The sequence below is a fragment of the Pseudomonas sp. IT-P171 genome, assembly GCF_949767765.1.
Classification (GTDB): Bacteria; Pseudomonadota; Gammaproteobacteria; order Pseudomonadales; family Pseudomonadaceae; genus Aquipseudomonas; species Aquipseudomonas fluorescens_B.
In genome coordinates this window covers 467,371-488,028 of record NZ_CATKQN010000022.1, presented here as the reverse complement: position 1 = coordinate 488,028, position 20,658 = coordinate 467,371, and the positions used below count along the sequence as shown (strand labels likewise).

Genomic DNA, 20,658 nt, shown 5'->3' with positions numbered 1-20,658 from the left:
GTGACTGTGGTTGTCATGATCCACTCCTGCACCGATACTTCATAACCAATAACCATCGATCAAGGCGATAGTTCATGGCGTCCCAGGAAGTGTTGCAGGCGTTTGTGCAAGCGGCGACCCAAGGCTCGTTTTCCGCCGCGGCGCGCAAGCTCGGGCGCAGTCAGTCGACCATCAGCGCCGCAGTGGCGAGCCTGGAGATTGATCTGGATCTGATCCTGTTCGACCGCAGTAGCCGCAAGCCGACCCTGACACCGGCCGGGCATGTGATGTTGCAGCGGGCCGAGGAGATTCTGGCGGCCACCAGCCGTCTGGAAATGACCGCCAGCCAGTTGGCTCAAGGGGTTGAGCCGAAGCTGACCGTGGCGATTTCCGACACCTATCAGTCCGACCGTTTCGAAGCGGCGCTCAGTGCGTTCGAGCAGCGATACCCGGACTTGGAACTCGAATGCCTGATCGCCGAATGCGATGACCTGGTGGCGCTGGTACAAAGCGGACGGGCGCATGTGGCGTTCGCCGAGCAACAGGAAAGTTACCCACCGGATCTGGTCAGCTCGACGGTGGCAGAGCGCACCGAAATCGCCCTGTTCGTGTCCCGCGAGCATCCGTTGGCAACGCTGGCTGTCATCGATCAGGACATCTTGCAACAGCACCGGGAGTTGCGTCTGGCGACGATCGTCAATCCGTATGAAAGCCGCGCCAAGGGGCGCGTCTGGTCGGCACCGAGTTATTTGATGCTGCTGGAAATGGCCCAGGGCGGATTCGGTTGGGCGCCGTTGCCGCGGTGGCTGGTGGGACGGTTTGGCGCCGGGACGTTGCAGGAGTTGAACGTGCGCGGGTGGCCAAAACCGCTGTTCGTCGATGCGCTGTGGTCGCGGCTGCATCCGCCGGGGCCGGCGGGGAGCTGGTTGTTGGGCAAGATGCTGGAATGAAGGTCCGGCACGTTATTTCAAAGCCTTGAGCCGGGCCTCGATAAACCGCCGCTCCGGCACCTGCTGCGTCAATTCCAGCGCCCGCTCATACGCCGCCCGTGCCTCCTCCACCCGTCCCAACTGCCGACAAAACTCGGCCCGCGCCGAATGTGCCAAGTGGTAATCCAGCAAATCCCCGCGCCCCAGAATCCCTTCAATCAGCGTCAACCCCGCCAACGGTCCATCCCTTCTGGAGATGGCGGCCGCACGGTTCAATTCGATCACCGGTGAAGGCACGGCCGCCAACAGCACGTCATACAACCCCACAATTTGCAGCCAATCGGTCTCCCCCGCCGTCGGCGCTTCGGCATGTACCGCCGCGATGGCCGCTTGCAAACAGTAAGGACCGAATCGCCGGGTACTCAGCGCCCGCTCGATCAGCGCGCAGCCTTCGGCAATCAACCCGGCGTCCCACAGCGAACGGTCCTGCTCATCCAGCAGGATCAGCTCGCCACTCGACGACGTCCGCGCCGGACGCCGTGATTCATGCAACAGCATCAGCGCCAGCAGGCCCATCACCTCGGGCTCTGGCAGCAGTTCCATCAGCAAACGCCCGAGGCGGATCGCCTCGCGGGTCAGGTCTTCACGGATGAGCTCGGTGCCGACGGACGCCGAGTAGCCTTCGTTGAACACCAGGTAAATCACCCGCAGCACGCTGTCGAGTCGCTCGGGCAATTCCGCCAGGGTCGGCACTTGGTAGGGAATTTTCGCGTCGCGGATTTTCGCTTTGGCCCGCACGATGCGCTGGGCAATGGTGGCCGGTGCGGAAAGAAACGCCCGGGCGATTTCTTCGGTGGTCAGGTCGCAGACTTCGCGCAATGTCAGCGGCACTTGAGCATCCGCCGCGAGTGCCGGGTGACAGCAGGTGAAGATCAGGCGCAAGCGATCGTCTTCCACGTCGTCGTCACTCCAGTCGGCCTGCTCCAGCGCCTCCAGTTGAGCGATCAGCATTGGCCGGGACGCGGCAAACCGCGCGCGGCGACGCAACACATCGATGGCCTTGAAACGCCCGGTGGAAACCAGCCACGCCCGTGGATTGTCTGGTACACCGTCACGCTGCCAGCGCTCGACCGCGATAAAGAACGCCTCGTGCAAGGCTTCTTCGGCGAGGTCGAAATCGCCAAGCAGACGGATCAGGGTCGCCAGGATCCGCCGCGACTCTTCGCGGTAAACCTGCTCGACCCGAGCCTTGACCGACACTCCGGGCATCAGTCCTGCATGCCTTGCGTCACCATGGAATCTCCTTGCCTGTGACCGTTAAGGATTCAATTGACGAACCGGCCGTACCTCGACACACCCGACCCGCGCCGCAGGAATGTTGCCGGCAACCTGAAGGGCTTCATTGAGATCTTTGGCGTCGATCAGGTAGAAGCCGGCCAATTGCTCCTTGGTTTCGGCGAACGGGCCGTCGGTGATCGACATTTTGCCGTTGCGCATGCGCACGGTAGTGGCGGTCTGCACCGACTCCAGCGCCTCGGCGGCGAGCATGCGGCCGCTGCCCTGGATCGATTCGGCATAGGCCATGCACTCGGCGTCCTTGGGGCTTTCGGGCAGTGAGTGCAATTCCTGTTCGTTGCTGTAGACCAGGCATAAGTACTTCATGGGGCTCTCCGATCGAACTGATCAACTATGGCTGCAGTTTGATGTTTTGGCGCTGATTCCCGACGATCAGGGTTCAAGGTTGAACAGCGCAGTGCCACTCGTCATGTCGAACGGGGCCGACCAGTGTTCGTGGACGATGCGCCATTGGCCGGCCTCGCGACGATAGCAGGCGGTCACGCGCATCCAGCAGGCCTGGGTTTCGCCCTTGTCGTTGGTGCCGCCGCAATGGGCCAGCCAATGGGCGAAGGCGATGTGCTCGTCCGCCACGACGTTCATCTGATCGAAGTCGAACTTATGCGCGCCCTGGCACATTTCCATGCATTCCAGCCAATGCTTGCGGTAGGCAGCCTTGCCGCGAAACTGCAGGGCCTTGACCGCGTCGTAGGAGACGATGTCATCGCCATACAACGCCATGATTTTCTCGACATCCTTGGCGATGACCGCCTGGCGATAGGAGTCGATCAGAGTCTCGATTTCGCGAGTTGCGTTCATGGTGGTTCTCCGTGTTTTTTGTTGTGAAGACACCCTTAGTCGTTCGGCGAAATGCCGAATCGACAGTCGAAATAAAAATAATCCATGGGCGCAAACTCGCTAGAATCCGAGGCTCATTTCTGATGGAAAAAGGACACTCCAGTGACAACCCGACTCGTGCCTTACGAAACCCTGAACGCGCGCCAGCGCCAGCAGGTCGAGGCCATCGAAGTTCGCAAAGAACAAATCAGATTCTCCGGCGACATTCATGGTGCGCTGCACACCTTGTTGTCCAAACCCGGCCCCGGCGTCAAAGGATTTGCCCTGTTGGCCGATGACATTCCGGTTGCCTTCCTGCTGCTCAAACGTCCGCCGGTGCTGCCTGCCTGGGCCGATGAACACAGCGCCACGCTGCATGCACTGCAAGTCGGCCAGCGTCATCAAGGCAAAGGGTATGGCAAGGCCTGCCTGCAAGCCCTGCCCGACGTGGCGCGCCAGGCATTTCCTGAAATCAGGGCGCTGGAGTTGTCGGTGGATGCGGACAACGAGGCCGCCATCGCGCTGTACGCCAGTTTCGGCTGGGTCGACAGCGGCGAAGCCTACAAGGGCCGGATCGGTTACGAACGGCGCATGGGACTGATTTTCTGAGGTGGTTATGCTCGACAGTATCGAAGCACTGGAAGCGATCTACGGCCAACCCCACGACCGCGCCATGCGCAAGCAAATCGCCTTTCTGAACGAGGACTATCAAGCGATGGTCCGCGCCTCGCCACTGGTGATCATCAGCTCGGTCGGCCCCGACGGCCTGGACGGCTCGCCGCGCGGTGACACGCCGGGTTTCGTGCGAATCATCGATGAGCGCACCCTGGCGATACCGGACCGCCCGGGCAACAACCGCATCGACACACTGCGCAATGTGGTGCTCGATTCACGGGTGTCGCTGCTGTTCATCATCCCGGGGATCGGCGAGACGTTGCGGGTCAACGGCTCGGCGCAGATCAGCAATGAACCGGGGCTACTGGAAAGCTTCGCGGTCAACGGCAAACCGGCGCGCACGGTGATGCTGGTGACGGTGGAGGCGGCATTTTTTCACTGTTCGAAAGCGATCGTGCGGTCGGATTTGTGGAACCCCGAGAAGCATCTGGATCGCTCGGCGCTGCCGACGGCGGGGGCGTTTCACAAGCGCTTGAATGATGGGGCGTTTGATGCCGAGACGTATGACCGGGAAGCGCCGGCGCGGGTGCGGGATAGCCTCTACTGATATTGCTCCCACACTCGATCTTCGGTGTTCGATGGAATCTGGTTACAGAGTCAGCACCATCTCATGCCAAGCCATCCCTCCATGATCCGACGCGGAGGGCTTGATATAGGCGAAGCCAAACCCGGCATACAGCGGAATATGCCGCTCCTTGCACATCAGGTTGATGCTGGCCTTGCCCAACGCACGCATCCGCTCGATGAATTCGCCCATCAAGCGTTTCGCCAGACCCTGCCCCTGATAATCCGGGTGCACCACCACCGACATGATCACCACGTGCGGGCCGGCCGGGTCGTGGCCGATCAGTTCCTTGAACGCTTCGTCCGACATCTCGACCTGAAACGCCGCCCCGGAGTTGATGAAACCGGCTACAACACCGTCCACTTCGGCGACGATAAACCCCTCGGGCCAGGTGGCGATGCGGGTGGCGATTTTCTCCCGGGTGGCGGCTTCGTCGCCTTCGTAGGCAACGGTTTCGATGGCGTAGCAGCGGTCCAGGTCAGCGGGGGTGACGTGGCGGATGACGGTGTTCATGGCAGCTCGGAATCAGCGGGGGAAAGGCTGGGGATCATAAATCAGCGTCGGCACGACATCGAGAGGCGAATCGCGGATCCGCCTCTCGATACCGACGTTACGCCTTGAGCGGCAGCCAGATTTCCAGCTTGCCGGTTTTGAGCTTCGGGTTGAAGTCTTCGCTGTAGCGTTCGAATTCCGGGGCGTCCGCGGCCTCTTTACCGGACTGCGGCAACCAGGTTTTCCAGATGTACTGAAACGTCTCGGGCAACTGGTCCAGCGAGCCTTTGTGCTCGAACACCGCGTAATACTGGGGTTGAACCTCGACCCAGCGGTACTTTTCGGGCAGGTCGTCGAGTTTTTCGATCTCGACGCCCGCGATGTATTCGAAGCCGCCCTTGCCATCCGGATTGCAGCAGATGCCGTAGGTCACTTCGCTTTTTTGACCGGGAATCTTGCCAATCTCGGGAACGAATTTCTCCCAGAGTTCGGGAATGCCTTGCGTGGTCTGTTGGGTAAATCGTCCACCAAGCCCCGCAATGAGCAGAAAGTGCCCGTGTTCAAAACGTGGCTCGGCCGGTTTTACGTCTGGTTGTTCATCCATGACTCGACTCCTGGATCAAAAAAGTGGGTTCGGCTGGGAGTATAGAAGCCAAACCCGATTAGCCCAGTCAGAGGCTGTGCAACGCCTCGACAGCAGCCACGCCTACAAACTCGTTGTAGCCCGATAGAATCACGTACACGGCGAAATAGCAGAAGATCGCTGCCGATGCCATGTAGGAGTAACGCAGCAGCTTGTCGCCGAGCAACTTGCCGCCATGGCTCGCGGCGAAACACAGGCCGGCGGACCACAGCAATCCCGCGCAGAGAAAACCGCCGAGAAAGAGTGCCGAGCTGAGTGCCCCGCCACCGCCGGACCGCGCAATCAGCGTGCCACCCACCGCGGCGAACCAGAGAATGGCGCTGGGTGACGACATGGCGAGAAAGATCCCGCGGAAAAACTCTTTACGGTGCGAGTTGTGACCGACTTCAGCGGTCTGTGCCAATACGGCTTCGTGGTGAATCGCCGAATAGATCATCTTCGCCGCGAAGTACACCAGCAACACCGAACCGCCGATCCACAGCACCCAGCGCACGGTTTCGTATTGCAGCAAAACAGTCATGCCAGCCAGTGCCAGCACCGCGTAAATCAGGTCGCCGACGCAGGTCCCCAATCCCAGCGCAAAGCCTTGAAAATAGCCGCGCTGCATGGCCAGGGTGATCATCGCGATATTGGCCACGCCGATGTCCAGGCACAAAGAAAGGCTCAGCAAGAAGCCGCTGCTAAATTCCATCAACCGTTATCCTTCGGAAAAATTTGTTTACACACTGGCTGGACAGTGTGCCATGCCACCCCTTATCTTCCGCAACAGGTCACCGCAGTGACCAGCGTCGCTCGGACGGTTCCGGGCGCTCACGTTATCCGAGGCAACAATGGCTAACCCAGGTTCGCCGCGCCGCTTTGCGCGCATAGATCGACTCCCCCCTTACGTTTTCAACATCACTGCCGAGCTGAAGATGGCCGCCCGTCGTCGTGGCGAAGACATCATCGATTTCAGCATGGGCAACCCCGACGGTCCGACGCCGCCGCACATTGTCGAAAAACTCGTCACCGTCGCCCAACGCGAAGACACCCACGGTTACTCGACGTCCAAGGGCATTCCGCGTCTGCGCCGGGCGATTTCCAACTGGTACAAGGATCGCTACGAGGTCGACATCGACCCGGAAACCGAAGCCATCGTGACCATCGGCTCCAAGGAAGGCCTGGCGCATTTGATGCTGGCCACCCTCGATCAGGGCGACACGGTGCTGGTGCCGAACCCGAGCTACCCGATTCACATCTACGGCGCGGTGATTGCCGGTGCCCAGGTGCGTTCGGTGCCATTGATTCCGGGCGTGGACTTCTTCGCCGAACTGGAGCGGGCGATTCGCGGCTCGATTCCGAAACCGAAAATGATGATCCTCGGCTTCCCGTCCAACCCGACCGCACAGTGCGTTGAGCTGGACTTCTTCGAGCGTGTGATCGCCCTCGCCAAGCAGTACGACGTACTGGTGGTGCACGACCTGGCCTACGCCGACATCGTCTACGACGGCTGGAAAGCTCCGTCGATCATGCAAGTGCCGGGCGCCAAGGACATCGCGGTGGAGTTTTTCACCCTGTCCAAGAGCTACAACATGGCGGGCTGGCGCATCGGCTTCATGGTCGGCAACCCGGAACTGGTCAACGCCCTGGCGCGGATCAAGAGTTACCACGACTACGGCACGTTCACTCCGCTGCAAGTCGCGGCCATTGCGGCGCTGGAAGGCGATCAGCAGTGCGTCAAGGACATCGCCGAGCAGTACCGGCAGCGCCGCAACGTGTTGGTCAAAGGCCTGCACGAGCTGGGCTGGATGGTCGAGAATCCGAAGGCATCGATGTATGTCTGGGCGAAGATTCCCGAAGCCTACGCGCACCTTGGCTCTTTGGAGTTCGCCAAGAAAATGCTCGCCGAGGCCAAGGTCTGCGTCTCGCCGGGTGTCGGGTTTGGTGAGTATGGGGATGATCATGTGCGCTTCGCGCTGATCGAAAACCAGGACCGGATTCGCCAGGCCGTGCGCGGGATTCGCGCAATGTTCAGGGCGGATGGGCTGGTCAGCAAATCCTGAGGCCTGGACACATAACACTGTGGGAGCGAGCCTGCTCGCGATAGCGGACTTACATTCAACATCTTCGCTGAATGTTAAGCCCTCATCGCGAGCAGGCTCGCTCCCACATTTGGTTTTGCGGTGTGCTTAAACGAACAACGACAGCAGCAGGATAAAGCCCAGGGCCACCACAGACAGGATGGTTTCCATCGCCGTCCAGGTCTTGAAGGTCTCCGCCACGGTCATGTTGAAGTATTGCTTCACCAGCCAGAAACCGGCGTCGTTGACGTGAGACAGGATCAACGAACCGGCACCGGTGGCCAGCACCAGCAACTCACGGTTCACACCCGGAATCATCCCCACCACCGGCACCACGATGCCGGCGCCAGTAATGGTCGCCACGGTCGCCGAACCGGTCGCGATACGGATCACCGCCGCCACCAGCCATGCCAGAAGGATCGGCGAGATTTCCGCAGCCACCGCCATGTTGCCGATGACATTACCCACGCCGCTGGTCACCAGCATCTGCTTGAAGCCACCACCGGCACCGATGATCAGGATGATTGCGGCGGTTGGCGCGAGGCTCGCGTCCAGCCATTTGAGCATCTGGTTGGAACCAATGCCCTGCTTGTAGCCGAAGGTGTACAGCGACAGCAGCAACGCCAGCAGCAGTGCCGAGATCGGGTGACCGATCAGGTCCATGAAGGTGCGGAAGAAGTTGCCGTCCGGCAGCACCACATCGGCAAAGGTTTTGAGCAGCATCAGGAACACCGGCGACAGCACGGTGATCAAGGTGATGGAGAAGCTCGGCAGATCGGCAGAATCGTTCTCGCGCGCCAGTTGATCCACCAGTTCCTGATTGGGATGACCGGGAATGTACTTGGCAATGAAGGTGCCGTAGATCGGGCCGGCGATGATGGCTGTCGGCAGCGCAACGATCAGGCCGTAGAGAATGGTTTTACCGATGTCGGCACCGAACACGCCGATGGCCAGCAACGGACCCGGGTGCGGGGGCACCAGACCGTGCACGGCGGACAGGCCGGCCAGCAGCGGGATACCGATCTTGATGATCGACACGCCGGTACGCCGGGCCACGATGAACACCAGCGGGATCAGCAGCACGAAGCCGATCTCGAAGAACAGCGGAATGCCGACCAGGAACGCGGCGAACATCATCGCCCACTGCACCTTGTCCTTGCCGAACGCGCGAATCAGCGTCTGGGCAATCTGATCCGCCCCGCCCGACTCGGCCATCATTTTGCCAAGCATGGTGCCCAGCGCAAGGATGATCCCGACGAAACCGAGCACCCCACCGAAGCCGTCCTGGAACGCTTTGATGATGGTGCCGATCGGCATGCCGGAGGTCAGCCCGAGAAAGGCTGCGGCAATGATCAGGGCAATAAACGGGTGAAACTTGAACTTGGTGATCAGGACGATAAGCCCGATCACCGTGACCACTGCATCGAGCAGCAGGAACGTCTCGTGGGACATGCCAAACATTAGGGGTGTCTCCTGGTTGTTGTTGTTATTGAAGCGGGTAATTCGAAAGCCATAAGGACAGCGCTATCTCTTCGAGCAAAATCAACCGGCGCGTTTCAAGCCGTGTTCCAGCCACCAGGCATGCGCCTGTTTCGCCAATTGGTCGACGCTGTGGGTGGACGCATCGAGGGCCAGGGTCAGCGGTTCGCCAACGGGGGACTCAAGGGTGGCGAACTGGCTGTCGATCAGCGTCGACGGCATGAAGTGCCCTGGCCGATGGGAGACACGATCGGCCGCCACTTCAGGCGTGAGTTCAAGGAACACGAAGCCCAGGCCCGGCAAGGCGCTGCGCAGACGTTCGCGGTAAATGTGTTTGAGGGCCGAGCAGGTCAGCACCGGGCGAGCGCCCGTGGCGTCTACGCGGCGCAGTTCGTCGCACAGGCTGTCGAGCCAGCCGGCACGGTCGTCGTCGTTCAGGGGAATGCCTGCGCTCATCTTTTCGATATTGGCGGCAGGGTGAAAAGTGTCGCCTTCAATGGCAGTCGCGCCGCTGAGCTCGCACAAGGCTTCGCTGACGCACGTCTTGCCGCAACCGGCAACGCCCATGATGACCAGGGCGGTGATGGGATGATTCATGTAACACCTCAGCGCGCAGACAGCGCTACCTTTGAAAGCTATGACACTCGTTCAAAAGCAGAAGTTGCCGACGCCTTCTTGTCATTTTTGTGGGTTGCAGCGTGTTCGTTCCCGACACCGAAAAGCGAGGTTCAGGCAAAACTCGCTTACGCATTTGCAGCTGCTTCGGGACAGCGCTACCTTAGTGCCTTGAATTTTGTTTGGCAAGCCGCCCGATGACCTCCCCTAAAAACGATAAAAATACGCGAACCACTGGCCGTCCTACTCTGAATGAAGTCGCCCGACTGGCCGGCGTCAGCCCGATTACCGCGTCCCGCGCCTTGCGTGGCGTGAGCACGGTGGCCACCGACCTGGTGGAAAAAGTCCAGAAAGCGGCGCTTGAGCTCAACTACGTGGTCAACCCCGCCGCCCGCGCGTTAGCCTCGGCCCAGAGCCATTCCGTCGTGGTGCTGGTGCCGTCGCTGTCCAACTTGCTGTTCATCGACACGCTGGAAGCCATTCATCAGGTTTTGCGACCGAAGGGCTTCGAAGTGCTGATCGGCAACTTCCATTACTCGCGCGATGAAGAAGAAAACCTGCTGCGCAATTACATGGCGTATCAGCCGCGTGGTTTGCTGCTGACCGGGTTTGATCGCACCGAAAGTTCGCGACGGATGATTGAGGCGAGCAACATTCCCTGCGTGTACATGATGGAACTGGACAGTGCGGCGGGCCTGAATTGCGTAGGTTTCTCGCAGCTCGCCGCCGGCGAAACGGCGGCCGAGCATTTGCTGTCACGCGGTCGCAAACGCCTGGCCTACATCGGCGCGCAACTGGATCAGCGCACATTGCTGCGCGGCGAAGGGTTCCGCAAAGCCCTGCAGAAGGCCGGTCGGTATGACCCGGACCTGGAAGTGCTGACGCCACGCGCCTCCTCCGTAGGTCTGGGTGGCGAACTGTTCCTGCAACTGATCGCCAGTCATCCGGATGTCGATGCAATCTTCTTCGGCAACGATGACCTGGCGCAGGGCGCGCTGCTGGAAGCGATGCGCTGCGGGATCAAAATCCCTGAACAAGTGGCAATCCTCGGTTTCAACGACCTGCCGATGTCGGCCCACATGGTCCCGCGCCTGAGCAGCATCAACACCCCGCGCGAGGCCATCGGCCGACGTGCCGCCGAACAGATGCTGACCTTGATGGCGGGCAACACGGTGGCGAAACCGGTGCAGGACATGGGGTTTGAGTTGAAAGTGCGCGAAAGTACGTAGTTCAGGACTGATCGTTGCCACGCTCTGCGGGCTGAACGGGAACGATCAGTTACACCTTTACCCTCCACCCCATGAGGGCCTCGTGCAAAATCCGCCCTCTCCATCCCGGCGGACACGTATATGCGCAAGATAATCATCATGGCCCTCCTGCTCGCCGTCTCGCTTGGACAGGCGCTACAGGTGCAGGCCTCTGAGCCAGATGACTGGACCCGTTTCCTGAACGACCCACGTTTCATGCCGGCGATCAAACGCTGTCTCGCCGCCCACCCGCAAGGTCAGGGGCCTGCCGTCGTAATGGGTGTTGGGCATGCCAGTCTTGAAGAGGCTTACGTCATGACCACCGACCTCACCGGGCGTAAAAATGTGTGTTTTTCCAGTAAGGATACGGGACTGGAAGTGCGCTCCCAGACCGTTTTCAATCTGCCAGGTCCGCTGTTTGTTTCAGTGGATCAAGTCAAGGTGCCCCCCAAGGGCGAGTGCATCGAGCCCACCCCTGTATTCATCGATCAACAGCTTCAAGGCTGGATCCTCAGGCAACCCATCCTCAATCAGCACATGCCCAGTGCCTGCTCGACTCCGGTCTGGACTGATCTGATACCGCTCGATTAGGTCTCACGACCCTTTTTTCAACGGTCGGTATCTGCACCATCAAGCCGCGCATCATCCATGCCGCAGGTTTTCAACTAATCTTGTGGGTGCTCCCTGTCCCGATTACCGCCTGCCAGGGCGGGCATACTGTTAGAGTCCCGAAGCGTCGAATCGCTAACGGAGTAGCTCCATGGAACATGCACTGAAGATCCTCGGTAAAGCGTCGTCCATCAACGTCAGAAAAGTCCTGTGGACCTGCGACGAGCTGGACCTTTCCTACGAGCGAGAAGACTGGGGCAGCGGCTATGCGTCGACCCACAGTCCCGAGTTTGTCCGACTCAACCCGAATGCACAGGTACCGGTGATCATCGACGATGCTGGCGTGCTGTGGGAGTCCAACACCATCTGCCGTTACCTGGCCGGCAAACATTCACACGCTGAATTGCTGCCGCACGAACCCGCGGCGCGCGCCCGGGTGGAGCAATGGATGGATTGGCAGGCCACTGATCTCAACTCGTCCTGGAGCTACGCGTTTACAGCGCTGGTACGCAAAGACCCGGAGTTCCAGGACGCGCACCGGATTGCCACTGGCTTACGCGGCTGGAACCAGAAGATGAGCATCCTCGAACATCAGCTCGCGGCCACCAAAGCTTATGTTGCCGGCCCCCGGTTCTCACTGGCCGACATTGTCATCGGGCTGTCGGTCAACCGCTGGCTGATGACCCCGATGGACCGTCCAGATTTTCCTGCCATCGACGAGTATTTCCAACGGTTGGCGCAGCGCCCCGGATTCCTGAAACATGGATGCAACGGCCTGCCTTGAAACCATGCCGGCTTCTCGGCGGTCGACGACTGCCGCCGAGCGGCAAAGGTTAACCGCGAGATTCGCGCCATTCGCCGGCCAAATAAAACTTAACTGACTGTAAAATATGTAATTTTTAATGCAGGCATAGTATTTGCTGAAGGCACTGCACCACAAACACCTACAAGGTCTACTCATCATGTTGGTCAGTGCAAACAAACAGTCGCTAATGACGCCAATCCTCAAGAAGCCCGGCGAAGATCCGACCGCCGAAGCCGCTGCCGGTCTTCAGAGTGTGATGCTGCAACGACAAGGCAACGTTCAGCCGCTCTCCGCGCAGGTGCAGAATTCCGCCACCCAAAACGCCACCCGGCAAGTCAGTGAGGCGAGTAAAATCAGCGACAACGTTGATGAAGCGTTCGCGAAAACACGCGTGGGACTGCAATTGACTAACGCGCCGCTTCCGACCGATGCGCAAGGCAAACTCAGTGGCGGTACGGCCACAGACGCGTTCAAGGAATACATGAGCAAAACCCCGGAAGAGCGCATGCAAGACGCCATTCTGGAAGAGATGGGCCTGACTAAAGAAGAAGTGTCACAAATGTCGCCGGAACAACAACAGGCGGTCGCTAAAGAAATGGCCGAACGCATGCAGGACAAGGTAAAACTGGCGCAGGCCGAGAAAGAAAACGGTGTGAGCGAGAAAGGCAGCCCGCAAGTGGTGGACAAGTTTCTCGCGTCGCTTTAACAACACCGGGTAATGCTGTTCACTTGAGCGCGCTCTTGGGTCATGCATACCTTTGTGGCGAGGGAACTCGCTCCCGCTTGAGTGCGTAGCACTCACAAAATCGGTAATGGTTGTCAGATTTTTGGGGCCGCTACGCAGCCCAGCGGGAGCAAGCTCCCTCGCCACAGATGTCTTGCTTGCCTGAAGACTTTCTTGAGTGCCCTCTACCAGCCCCTTGTCAGTTTGCCGCCATCAACTTATCTGCAAGGTCGAGTTGAACTGGCTGATCGCATCCACGACATGCCGCGACCCCTGTTGAATCTCCAGAATCACCTCCCCCGCCTCGTTCGCCAATTCCACCCCAAGACCGGTCCGGCTCAGACTCGACTGCATGCTCGACACCGCGCTCAATGACAAGTCGTGGTTCTTGCGCACCACGTCGACGATCTCCAGCGTCGCCTGACTGGTGCGTGCGGCGAGGCTGCGAACCTCATCGGCGACGACGGCGAACCCACGCCCGTGCTCCCCGGCCCGGGCCGCTTCAATCGCCGCGTTAAGCGCCAGCAGGTTGGTCTGATCGGCAATGCCGCGAATGGTCTGGACGATGGTGCCGATGATGTCGGACTGCTTGCTGACCGCGTCGATGCTCAACGCCGCCTCGTTCAAGTTTTTGGAAATGTCCTGGATGATCTGCACCGTTTGCTGCACCACCTGCGACCCTTTCTGCGCGCAGGCGTCGTTCTGGACCGAGGTGCTGTGGGCCGATTCGGCAGCGGTTTGCAGGGTGGTCACCTGATTCGTGATGTCGCTGGCAAACTTGACCACTTTGTACAGCCGGCCCTTGGTGTCGAACAACGGGTTGTAGGACGCTTCAAGGAAAATGGTATGGCCGTGTTTATCTTTGCGTTCAAAACGGTGCGAGTGATATTCGCCGCGATTCAATGAGGCCCAGAACGCTTTGTAGGCCTGGGATTCGGCTTCGGCGCGGTGGCAGAACAGGCTGTGATGCTGACCGACGACTTCGTTGAGCGAGTAATGGGTGGTCTTCAGGAAGTTCTCATTGGCGGTAATCACATGGCCTTCGGGAGTGAATTCAATCACCGCCATGGAACGACCGATCGCCGCGAGCCTGCTTTCGTTTTCGTGTTCTTTGGAAATCCTGGCGGAGACGTCCGTGGCCACTTTGATCACACTTTTTACTTGGCGGTCGGGACCGAAAACCGGCATGTAACTGGCTTCCAGCCAGATCTCCTTTCCCTTCTTGTTCAAGCGCAGGAAAGTGCCGCTGACCGGTTCGCCACGGGCCAGGTCACGCCACAATCTGGCGTAGTCTTCGCTTCGGTAAAACGCTTCTTCGCAAAAGATCCGGTGATGTTTGCCACGCACTTCCTCGACGCTGTAACCCATGGCGGCGCAAAAGTTTTCGTTGGCATCAAGGACGATGCCTTCAGGGGTGAACTCAATCATCGCCATCGAACGGCTGACGGCGGCCAGCCTGGCGTTGGCCTCGCTCAGTGCACAGCTGTAGCGCTCGATTTCCTGCAGGTCAGCTTTGTGATGTCGGTTAAACATGGTCGTATCACCCTAAGTGCGGTCCTTTGATTGATGAAAGTTCTTCAGTCTTTCAACGTATCCACCACAACGTTCCATGGCACAGGCGCACACATTCCTCCACAGGAGGAACGGTCAGGTGATCGATGATGTTGAATCGGAGAGTCCATGTGGCAACGCTCTTATCAAGACATCCGTCTCTTGATAGCCCGGGACCGGGCCAGCCCTGATGTTTTCAAAAGTAATTCCCTTTGTCGAAAGCTCCCTGTTGCTCGCGTCGGTGCCTTGGGTTGCGCACTCTTGAGGAGTGCATGACGGCCTTCATATCGCGACCTTCATGGTTTGGAATGAGCATAGTCAGGCGCAATCGGCTTGCAAGGCCACTAGTCGGCCAGTATTGAGGACAAAATCGGTTCAGCTTCGAGTCTATTTGCTAAACATCGGGCGAAAAACCACACTGATCATCGTGTCGTTTTTCGGGATAAGGCGGGACTCGGAATAAATCTCTATCCACCCACCGACAGGTTCTGTTTTTTCGGGAATGCCCAACGGACAGCACTCATTCTCATAATGGAAATCCTTGAGGGTACATGTCATGACCTTCCCCTGCCCGCCAGGTCCTTCCACACCGTAAACGATCACTGAGTACCGCTGATTGTTGTACTTCCAGGAAGATACTTGCTGGCTCATGTTGTAGTCGGAAAGATTTACCGGACTATTCGAAGGCGTACTCTGCAGTGCTAATTTGGTGCCGCCAAAGTCCCAAGCCGTCCAGACGCAAAAATAACCATAGGCGCAGTTGGTATCTTTTTGTTCAGCGCCTGAAACCGGAAACGTCATCACAACGGCTCCTTTTTCGTAAGCCACCTGAGTGGAGCTGACTTGTTGTCCTCCCGTTTTTCTCCTGAGCTGTTGATCAATCTGCTGTTGAACATCTGCCTTCTGTTCGGCCGTCATCTCGGGATTGAACAATGCATATTTGCCAAGCTCCTCAGCATCCGGTTTCGCATAGAAAAAAAACGCCAAACCGACACAGGCAAACAGTGCTGCGCAAACTCCCAGCCACTTGATGTTCATATTGAACCCCACACGTTAAGCGCCGAGAAAACCCCGGCGACCTGAAGCGCAGAATCCAAACATTACACGCGGCCGTCTACTGTCATAACTGACAGTCAAGACAATCGGTGCGGATGAATTATTGCTCGGAGAGCATCCCCATTAGCGCCTGCACCGCTGCCGAGGGTGGCTTATTCGCCGCGACCACCAAGGCGAACTCGCGATCGATTCGCGGTTTCAGCGGCACCACACGCAGGCCCTGGAGCTGGCTCGGCAGGGTCATTTCCGGCACCAGGGTCACACCGATGTTCTCCCGCACCAGGGTAAACGCACTGCTCCACTCGCGAACCTCGACCCGGACGTCATGCAACTGCAAACCGGCCTCGATGGCCAGGCTGCGGGCATTGGTCGAACAGCCGCCCGTGGCCAGCACAAAGGGTTGCTCCGCCAACTCGGCGAGGGCGACACCCTCTTCAACCGAGCGCCGCGCCAAAGGATGGCCGCCCGGCAGAACCGCCACCCAGGCATCGCGCCCCAAACGGCCGGTATTGCGCTCCGGTGCCGGGTTCAACACCACCCCCACGTCCACCAGACCGGCGCCGAGCAGTGTTTCCACTTCATCGTCGCTGACTTCCAGGGCAGTCACCTGAATACCGGGATACAGCCGATTAAACTGGCGCAGCAGCGGCGGCAGGAACGTCGCCAGCACCATGGGGAAACTCGCCAGGCGAATCGTCCCGCGCTCGATGCCTTTCGCGGCATCGACGGTACTGCGGATGGTTTCCAGGGCGCCGAGCATGGTGCGCGCCTGCTCGATGACCGGCAGACCAATGGCGGTTGGCAGGGTCTGGCGGTTTTCCCGGCTGAACAGTTGAACGCCGAGGGTTTCCTCGATCAACGCCAGCGCCTGGCTGGCGCCGGACTGGGTCATGCCGACGCGCTCGGCTGCGCGGGTGATGTTGCCTGTGTCTGCCACGGCCACCACCATTCGCCAGTGCATCAAATTCATCATGGCAGTAGCTTTCCTTATGGCAGCTTTCTGAAGAATTAATTTTACCGAAGGCGCCGCGCACTATGACACTGACGAAAACCCCGAACCAGAGGCCTGCCGATGCAGTTGTATTACGCCCCACACGCTTGCTCGCTCGCACCACACATTGTACTGCGCGAGCTGGACCTGCCCTTCGCATTGATTCGCGTCGATAACCGCACCAAACAGACCGCGAGCGGAGCGGACTTCCTCGTCATCAACCCGAAGGGTTACGTCGCGGCGCTGCAACTGGACAACGGTGCAGTGCTGACCGAAGGCCCGGCGATCCTGCAGTACCTGGCGGACCTGTGCCCCGAGGCGAACCTGGCGCCAGCCCATGGGACGTTCGAGCGGGTGCGGTTGCAGGAGTGGTTGAACTTTGTTTCGACGGAGATTCATGGCGCGCTGGGTTGGTTGTTCAATGCGCAGTTCCCGGAGCAGGTGAAGGCGCAGATCAAGGAGAAGTTGTACAAGCGGTTTGCGGTGGTGTGCCAGACGCTGGAGCGTCAGGATTATTTGCTGGCGGGTGGGTTCAGCATTGCCGATGCGTATTTGTTTACGGTGTTGCGGTGGGCGCCGTTGTTTGCGATTGATTTGGATGAGTGGCCGGCGTTGGCGGCGTTTCAAGCCAGAATTGATCAGCGGTCGGCGGTGAAAGCGGCGTTGGCCGCAGAATCCGCGTAAGCCTTGAGGCCATCGCGGGCTTGCCCGCTTCCATAAATGCGTGTGGCGAGGACGCTTGCTCCCGTTGGGTCACGAAGTGGCCCCAAAAAAGGGACTGCTGCGCAGTCCAGCGGGAGCAAGCGCCCTCGCCACAGGTTCACAGGAATCAATGACCGAACACATCCACCTTCTTGGCCTTCTTGTCTGCGCGCTTTTCATCGGCGGTTTTCGCCGGTTTTTTCTTTGCCGCTTTTTTTGAATCCATGCCTTTGGCCATGATACGTACTCCACTCATACGGGATGTGAGATCAGGTATACACCTATCGCCGGGCGCGCGTTCTTTTATAATCGCCCGCTTTGCGCACCGACAGATCACCTCCATGCCCGACACCCAGTACACCTTGCTCGCCGAGCCGTTATGGCCGCTGATGAACAAGTTTTATCGTGCCCACCAATCGTCGATGAAAGCGGTGCGCGACGCTCGATTGTGGGTCGCCAGGCGCGACGAGATCATTGGCGCGCTGTGTTTGCGTCCGGTCTCGGGCGGGCATTGGCTGACCGGTTTGTTCGTCGATCCGGCCTGCCGCGAACAAGGAATTGCGGCGGCGCTGATCGCCGAAGCGGTGAAAGGTCTCGAACAACCGGTGTGGCTGTTCTGCCATCCGGATTTGCGCGGATTTTATGAACGACGCGGTTTTACCTTCGATCCGGCCATGCCTTACGCCATGGTCGAACGCTTGAGCCGCTATGCGCGCAGCAAGCCGATGATTGCGATGGGGCTGGAACCGGTCAGGTAGAGGCATGGAGATCTAATGTGGGAGCGGCGGTGAAATCAATCGTCGGCGTTGGGATCGAGATCCGGGAACATGACTTCGGTGAACCCGAACTTGCTGAAGTCGGTAATCCGCGACGGATATAACCGGCCGATCAGGTGATCGCATTCGTGCTGCACCACACGGGCATGAAAGCCTTCGGCAATGCGCACGACCGGCTCGCCCTTCGGGTCGAAACCTTCGTAGCGAATCTGCTGATAACGATTTACCGCGCCACGCAGGCCAGGCACCGACAGGCAGCCTTCGAAGCCCTCTTCCATCACCGGGCTCAACGGCGTGATCAGCGGATTGATCAGAATGGTCTGCGGCACCGCTTCGGCATCCGGGTAGCGTTCGCTGTGCTCGAATCCGAAGATCACCAGCTGCAGGTCGACCCCGATCTGCGGCGCCGCCAGGCCAACGCCACCGACGCTTTCCATGGTCTGGAACATGTCGTCGATCAGTTGCCACAGCTCCGGGCTGTCGAACATTTCGGCGGGGACCGGCGGAGCGACACGCAGCAGGCGCTCGTCGCCCATTTTCAGGATTTCACGGATCATTTGATGACTTCGTCAGTGTTCGGCTTGATCGAGTGATCCCGACCCAGTCCCGAAACGTGGTGTTTATGTGCAGGGTCGAGCTCGCCGGGGACCTTTTCGCCAGGGCCCTTGCCTTCGTTCGACATGTGTTCGATCACCGCATTCATCTCCGCACCGAGCAACAGCACCGCCGCGGAAATATAGAAGTACAGCAACAGCACGATGATCGCGCCGATACTGCCATACATGGCGTTGTAGTCGGCGAAAGTCTTGACGTAGAACGCGAACCCCAGGGAAGCGACGATCCACACCGCCACCGCCAGCACCGAGCCGGGGGTGATAAAACGAAACTCTTGCTTGACGTCGGGCATGACGTAATAGATCAACGCCACCGCAATCATCATCAGGACAACGATGACTGGCCAGCGAGCAATCGTCCAGACCGTGACAATGAAGTCTTCCAGCCCGACCTGCGCAGCAATCCAGCCCATCACCTGCGGCCCGAGCACCATTAACGCGGCGGCGACCAGCAACATGCCGGCAATGCCGATGGTGTAGATAATCGACAGCGGAAAACGCTTCCACGCAGGACGGCCCTCCACCACATCGTAGGCGGCGTTCATCGCGCTCATCATCAGGCGCACGCCGGCCGAAGCCGTATACAGCGCGATGACGATACCGACCGACAGCAGGCCACCCTTGGATTGCTGGAGCTGGTCGATCACCGGGTTCACCTGCTCCAGCGCCTGGGGCGGCAGGACCAGTTCCGATTGCAGACGCAGCCAGGAGAAGAAGTCCGGCAGGTGCAGGAAACCGATCAGGGCGATCAGGAACAGGATGAAGGGAAACAGCGAAAACAGCATTTGATAGGCCAGTGCCGAGGCATAGGTCGACATCTCGTCGTCGACGAACTCGGTCACCGTGCGCACCATGACACGGTGCAGGCGCAGGCCTTTCATGTGTGGGAAAAACATTAGCGTCTCCTTTCGCCGCAGATTGGGTTGAAGTCGTGGCGACTCAGGGGCCGTTTTCTACATCAAAGTAGCCTACTTGGCGACTTTGAAACAATTTCAGTGTGCAAGTTCAGGCTGACACAAAAACGGCCATCCGTGGATGGCCGCCTCTGATATTCATCCAAGGCCGAATCAAGCCTTGTCGATGCCTTTTTTGATCGCGTCCTTGGCTTTGCCCACTGCTTGCTGAGCTTCGCCTTTCCTTTCCTGCACCACGCCTTCGGCGCGCATTTTGTCATTACCGGTGGCCTTGCCGACGCCTTGCTTGACGTTGCCGGCGGCTTCGTTGGCCATGCCTTTTACTTTATCGCCAGTGCTGCTCATGGTGTTTCTCCTGTGAACAATTGAACGAGAAAAGTCGTTACACAAGAATTGACCGGAGCCGTTTGCGCGGAGTTTCATTTATTTTCCCGGCGACATTTCATCGTTCCGTGCAGGTTGGGCTTTATGTTTGCCGAGCAACCCCCGAGAATGCGCAACGTATTCAGGCCGTGGCGCTGAAGATCCAATCCCGTAGGAATGTTATGAAACTCGATAAAAAGCAGGCCATTGCCCGCAGAAACCAGGAACTCGGCGGTGCTGTGCTTGGCGTCAACAACTGCCATTTCACCGAATTGAACCGTAACCGCAACATCTGGTGGTTCGACATCCCGGTTGCACGCCTGGCCGTTGGTCAGTACGAATGGATCCACCTGCTGATGCACACACCGGACACCGATGAACTGCTGCACCTGAAAGTGCCGACGGTGTTCCTGCGCGAGAAGCTCGAAGGGCTGGTCGTGCGTAACCAGGGCAAGCGCAAGGCTGCGTTAAGCCTGGAACTGAGTGCGGACAAGGATTCGTACTTGCAGGACATGCGCCCGGCGGGCACCCACGTCAATTTCGCGCCGTTCCGCCTGTAACACCGATCGCAGACAAAAACTGTGGCGAGGGAGCTTGCTCCCGCTGGGCTGCGAAGCGGCCCAAAATCAGGCGCCGCGATACTCCTGATGTATCTCCATCGCTGTGATCGCGGCTACTGCGCAGCCGAGCGGGAGCA

General features: G+C 59.0%; 24 protein-coding genes and 2 pseudogenes. 11 read left to right on the top strand and 15 right to left on the bottom strand.

Annotated features, from left to right (window positions below; translation table 11 throughout):
* Positions 1–74: 74 nt before the first annotated feature.
* Entirely contained in the window at positions 75–929 is an 855-nt protein-coding gene (locus ACM6I5_RS17225; RefSeq protein WP_017340390.1) for a LysR family transcriptional regulator, read from the top strand.
* A gap of 12 nt (positions 930–941) precedes the next feature.
* On the opposite strand, the gene ACM6I5_RS17220 is transcribed toward ACM6I5_RS17225, so the two are convergent.
* The 3 genes from ACM6I5_RS17220 to ACM6I5_RS17210 form a co-directional block, all read right to left on the bottom strand.
* The gene (locus ACM6I5_RS17220) at positions 942–2,177 is read right to left on the bottom strand and encodes an RNA polymerase sigma factor (protein WP_414877902.1); all 1,236 of its coding nucleotides are present in this window, start codon (positions 2,175–2,177) and stop codon (positions 942–944) included.
* 48 nt (positions 2,178–2,225) lie between these two features.
* Complete coding sequence (locus ACM6I5_RS17215) at positions 2,226–2,570, bottom strand: YciI family protein (RefSeq protein WP_414884263.1); 345 nt, start codon at positions 2,568–2,570, stop codon at positions 2,226–2,228.
* A gap of 66 nt (positions 2,571–2,636) precedes the next feature.
* Positions 2,637–3,062, bottom strand: coding sequence for a YybH family protein (locus ACM6I5_RS17210; protein WP_414884262.1), 426 nt, complete (start codon positions 3,060–3,062; stop codon positions 2,637–2,639).
* 141 nt (positions 3,063–3,203) lie between these two features.
* Between ACM6I5_RS17210 and ACM6I5_RS17205 the strand changes: the two genes are divergently transcribed.
* The gene (locus ACM6I5_RS17205) at positions 3,204–3,689 is read left to right on the top strand and encodes a GNAT family N-acetyltransferase (protein ID WP_017340394.1); all 486 of its coding nucleotides are present in this window, start codon (positions 3,204–3,206) and stop codon (positions 3,687–3,689) included.
* Positions 3,690–3,696: 7 nt separating this feature from the next.
* A complete protein-coding gene (locus ACM6I5_RS17200) occupies positions 3,697–4,302 on the top strand; it encodes a pyridoxamine 5'-phosphate oxidase family protein (RefSeq protein WP_414884261.1) in 606 nt (201 codons plus the stop codon).
* 42 nt (positions 4,303–4,344) lie between these two features.
* On the opposite strand, the gene ACM6I5_RS17195 is transcribed toward ACM6I5_RS17200, so the two are convergent.
* The 3 genes from ACM6I5_RS17195 to ACM6I5_RS17185 form a co-directional block, all read right to left on the bottom strand.
* Positions 4,345–4,833, bottom strand: coding sequence for a GNAT family N-acetyltransferase (locus ACM6I5_RS17195; protein ID WP_017340396.1), 489 nt, complete (start codon positions 4,831–4,833; stop codon positions 4,345–4,347).
* A 97-nt stretch (positions 4,834–4,930) separates the two neighbouring features.
* Complete coding sequence (locus ACM6I5_RS17190; protein ID WP_414884260.1) at positions 4,931–5,416, bottom strand: GyrI-like domain-containing protein; 486 nt, start codon at positions 5,414–5,416, stop codon at positions 4,931–4,933.
* A gap of 67 nt (positions 5,417–5,483) precedes the next feature.
* Positions 5,484–6,146, bottom strand: coding sequence for a LysE family translocator (locus ACM6I5_RS17185; RefSeq protein ID WP_414877898.1), 663 nt, complete (start codon positions 6,144–6,146; stop codon positions 5,484–5,486).
* Between the two features lie 139 nt (positions 6,147–6,285).
* Here ACM6I5_RS17185 and alaC point away from each other — a divergent pair, with 139 nt between their 5' ends.
* A complete protein-coding gene (gene alaC, locus ACM6I5_RS17180) occupies positions 6,286–7,497 on the top strand; it encodes an alanine transaminase (RefSeq protein ID WP_017340399.1) in 1,212 nt (403 codons plus the stop codon).
* Between the two features lie 126 nt (positions 7,498–7,623).
* Here alaC and ACM6I5_RS17175 read toward each other — a convergent pair whose 3' ends face one another.
* Both ACM6I5_RS17175 and ACM6I5_RS17170 read right to left on the bottom strand, forming a co-directional pair.
* Complete coding sequence (locus ACM6I5_RS17175; protein WP_017340400.1) at positions 7,624–8,976, bottom strand: GntP family permease; 1,353 nt, start codon at positions 8,974–8,976, stop codon at positions 7,624–7,626.
* A gap of 81 nt (positions 8,977–9,057) precedes the next feature.
* Positions 9,058–9,591 (bottom strand): gluconokinase, encoded by a 534-nt coding sequence (locus tag ACM6I5_RS17170; protein ID WP_017340401.1) that lies wholly within the window; start codon positions 9,589–9,591, stop codon positions 9,058–9,060.
* A gap of 215 nt (positions 9,592–9,806) precedes the next feature.
* On the opposite strand from ACM6I5_RS17170, the gene ACM6I5_RS17165 reads away from it, so the two are divergent.
* From ACM6I5_RS17165 to ACM6I5_RS17150, 4 genes are all read left to right on the top strand, one after another.
* A complete protein-coding gene (locus ACM6I5_RS17165) occupies positions 9,807–10,838 on the top strand; it encodes a LacI family DNA-binding transcriptional regulator (RefSeq protein WP_414877897.1) in 1,032 nt (343 codons plus the stop codon).
* A 120-nt stretch (positions 10,839–10,958) separates the two neighbouring features.
* Complete coding sequence (locus ACM6I5_RS17160) at positions 10,959–11,447, top strand: hypothetical protein (RefSeq protein WP_414884259.1); 489 nt, start codon at positions 10,959–10,961, stop codon at positions 11,445–11,447.
* A gap of 169 nt (positions 11,448–11,616) precedes the next feature.
* Positions 11,617–12,249 (top strand): glutathione S-transferase family protein, encoded by a 633-nt coding sequence (locus ACM6I5_RS17155; protein WP_414877896.1) that lies wholly within the window; start codon positions 11,617–11,619, stop codon positions 12,247–12,249.
* A gap of 178 nt (positions 12,250–12,427) precedes the next feature.
* Positions 12,428–12,976, top strand: coding sequence for a hypothetical protein (locus tag ACM6I5_RS17150; protein WP_414884272.1), 549 nt, complete (start codon positions 12,428–12,430; stop codon positions 12,974–12,976).
* 231 nt (positions 12,977–13,207) lie between these two features.
* On the opposite strand, the pseudogene ACM6I5_RS17145 reads toward ACM6I5_RS17150, so the two are convergent.
* The 4 genes and pseudogenes from ACM6I5_RS17145 to ACM6I5_RS17130 all read right to left on the bottom strand — a co-directional run.
* Positions 13,208–13,636: pseudogene (locus ACM6I5_RS17145) on the bottom strand (methyl-accepting chemotaxis protein); the annotation flags it as partial.
* A gap of 114 nt (positions 13,637–13,750) precedes the next feature.
* Positions 13,751–14,527 (bottom strand): annotated as a pseudogene (locus tag ACM6I5_RS17140) (PAS domain-containing protein); the annotation flags it as partial.
* A gap of 405 nt (positions 14,528–14,932) precedes the next feature.
* Positions 14,933–15,583: a peptidase inhibitor family I36 protein gene (locus tag ACM6I5_RS17135; RefSeq protein WP_414884258.1), complete on the bottom strand. Its 651-nt coding sequence runs from the start codon at positions 15,581–15,583 to the stop codon at positions 14,933–14,935.
* Between the two features lie 118 nt (positions 15,584–15,701).
* Complete coding sequence (locus ACM6I5_RS17130; protein WP_414884257.1) at positions 15,702–16,574, bottom strand: LysR family transcriptional regulator; 873 nt, start codon at positions 16,572–16,574, stop codon at positions 15,702–15,704.
* A gap of 99 nt (positions 16,575–16,673) precedes the next feature.
* On the opposite strand from ACM6I5_RS17130, the gene gstA reads away from it, so the two are divergent.
* Both gstA and ACM6I5_RS17120 read left to right on the top strand, forming a co-directional pair.
* A complete protein-coding gene (gstA, locus tag ACM6I5_RS17125; protein ID WP_414884256.1) occupies positions 16,674–17,276 on the top strand; it encodes a glutathione transferase GstA in 603 nt (200 codons plus the stop codon).
* A gap of 359 nt (positions 17,277–17,635) precedes the next feature.
* Positions 17,636–18,052: a GNAT family N-acetyltransferase gene (locus tag ACM6I5_RS17120; RefSeq protein ID WP_414877894.1), complete on the top strand. Its 417-nt coding sequence runs from the start codon at positions 17,636–17,638 to the stop codon at positions 18,050–18,052.
* A 35-nt stretch (positions 18,053–18,087) separates the two neighbouring features.
* Here the strand turns inward: ACM6I5_RS17120 and def are convergent, their stop codons facing one another.
* The 3 genes from def to ACM6I5_RS17105 all read right to left on the bottom strand — a co-directional run bounded on the left by def (position 18,088) and on the right by ACM6I5_RS17105 (position 19,943).
* Positions 18,088–18,627: a peptide deformylase gene (gene def, locus ACM6I5_RS17115; protein ID WP_017340411.1), complete on the bottom strand. Its 540-nt coding sequence runs from the start codon at positions 18,625–18,627 to the stop codon at positions 18,088–18,090.
* On the bottom strand, positions 18,624–19,580 hold the full coding sequence (locus ACM6I5_RS17110) for a YihY/virulence factor BrkB family protein (protein ID WP_414877893.1): 957 nt from the start codon (positions 19,578–19,580) through the stop codon (positions 18,624–18,626). The genes def and ACM6I5_RS17110 overlap by 4 nt, the downstream gene beginning before the upstream one ends.
* Positions 19,581–19,751: 171 nt before the next feature.
* Positions 19,752–19,943, bottom strand: a complete 192-nt coding sequence (locus ACM6I5_RS17105; protein WP_017340413.1) for a CsbD family protein — start codon at positions 19,941–19,943, stop codon at positions 19,752–19,754.
* Between the two features lie 200 nt (positions 19,944–20,143).
* On the opposite strand from ACM6I5_RS17105, the gene ACM6I5_RS17100 reads away from it, so the two are divergent.
* A complete protein-coding gene (locus ACM6I5_RS17100; RefSeq protein ID WP_017340414.1) occupies positions 20,144–20,521 on the top strand; it encodes a hypothetical protein in 378 nt (125 codons plus the stop codon).
* Positions 20,522–20,658: the final 137 nt, after the last annotated feature.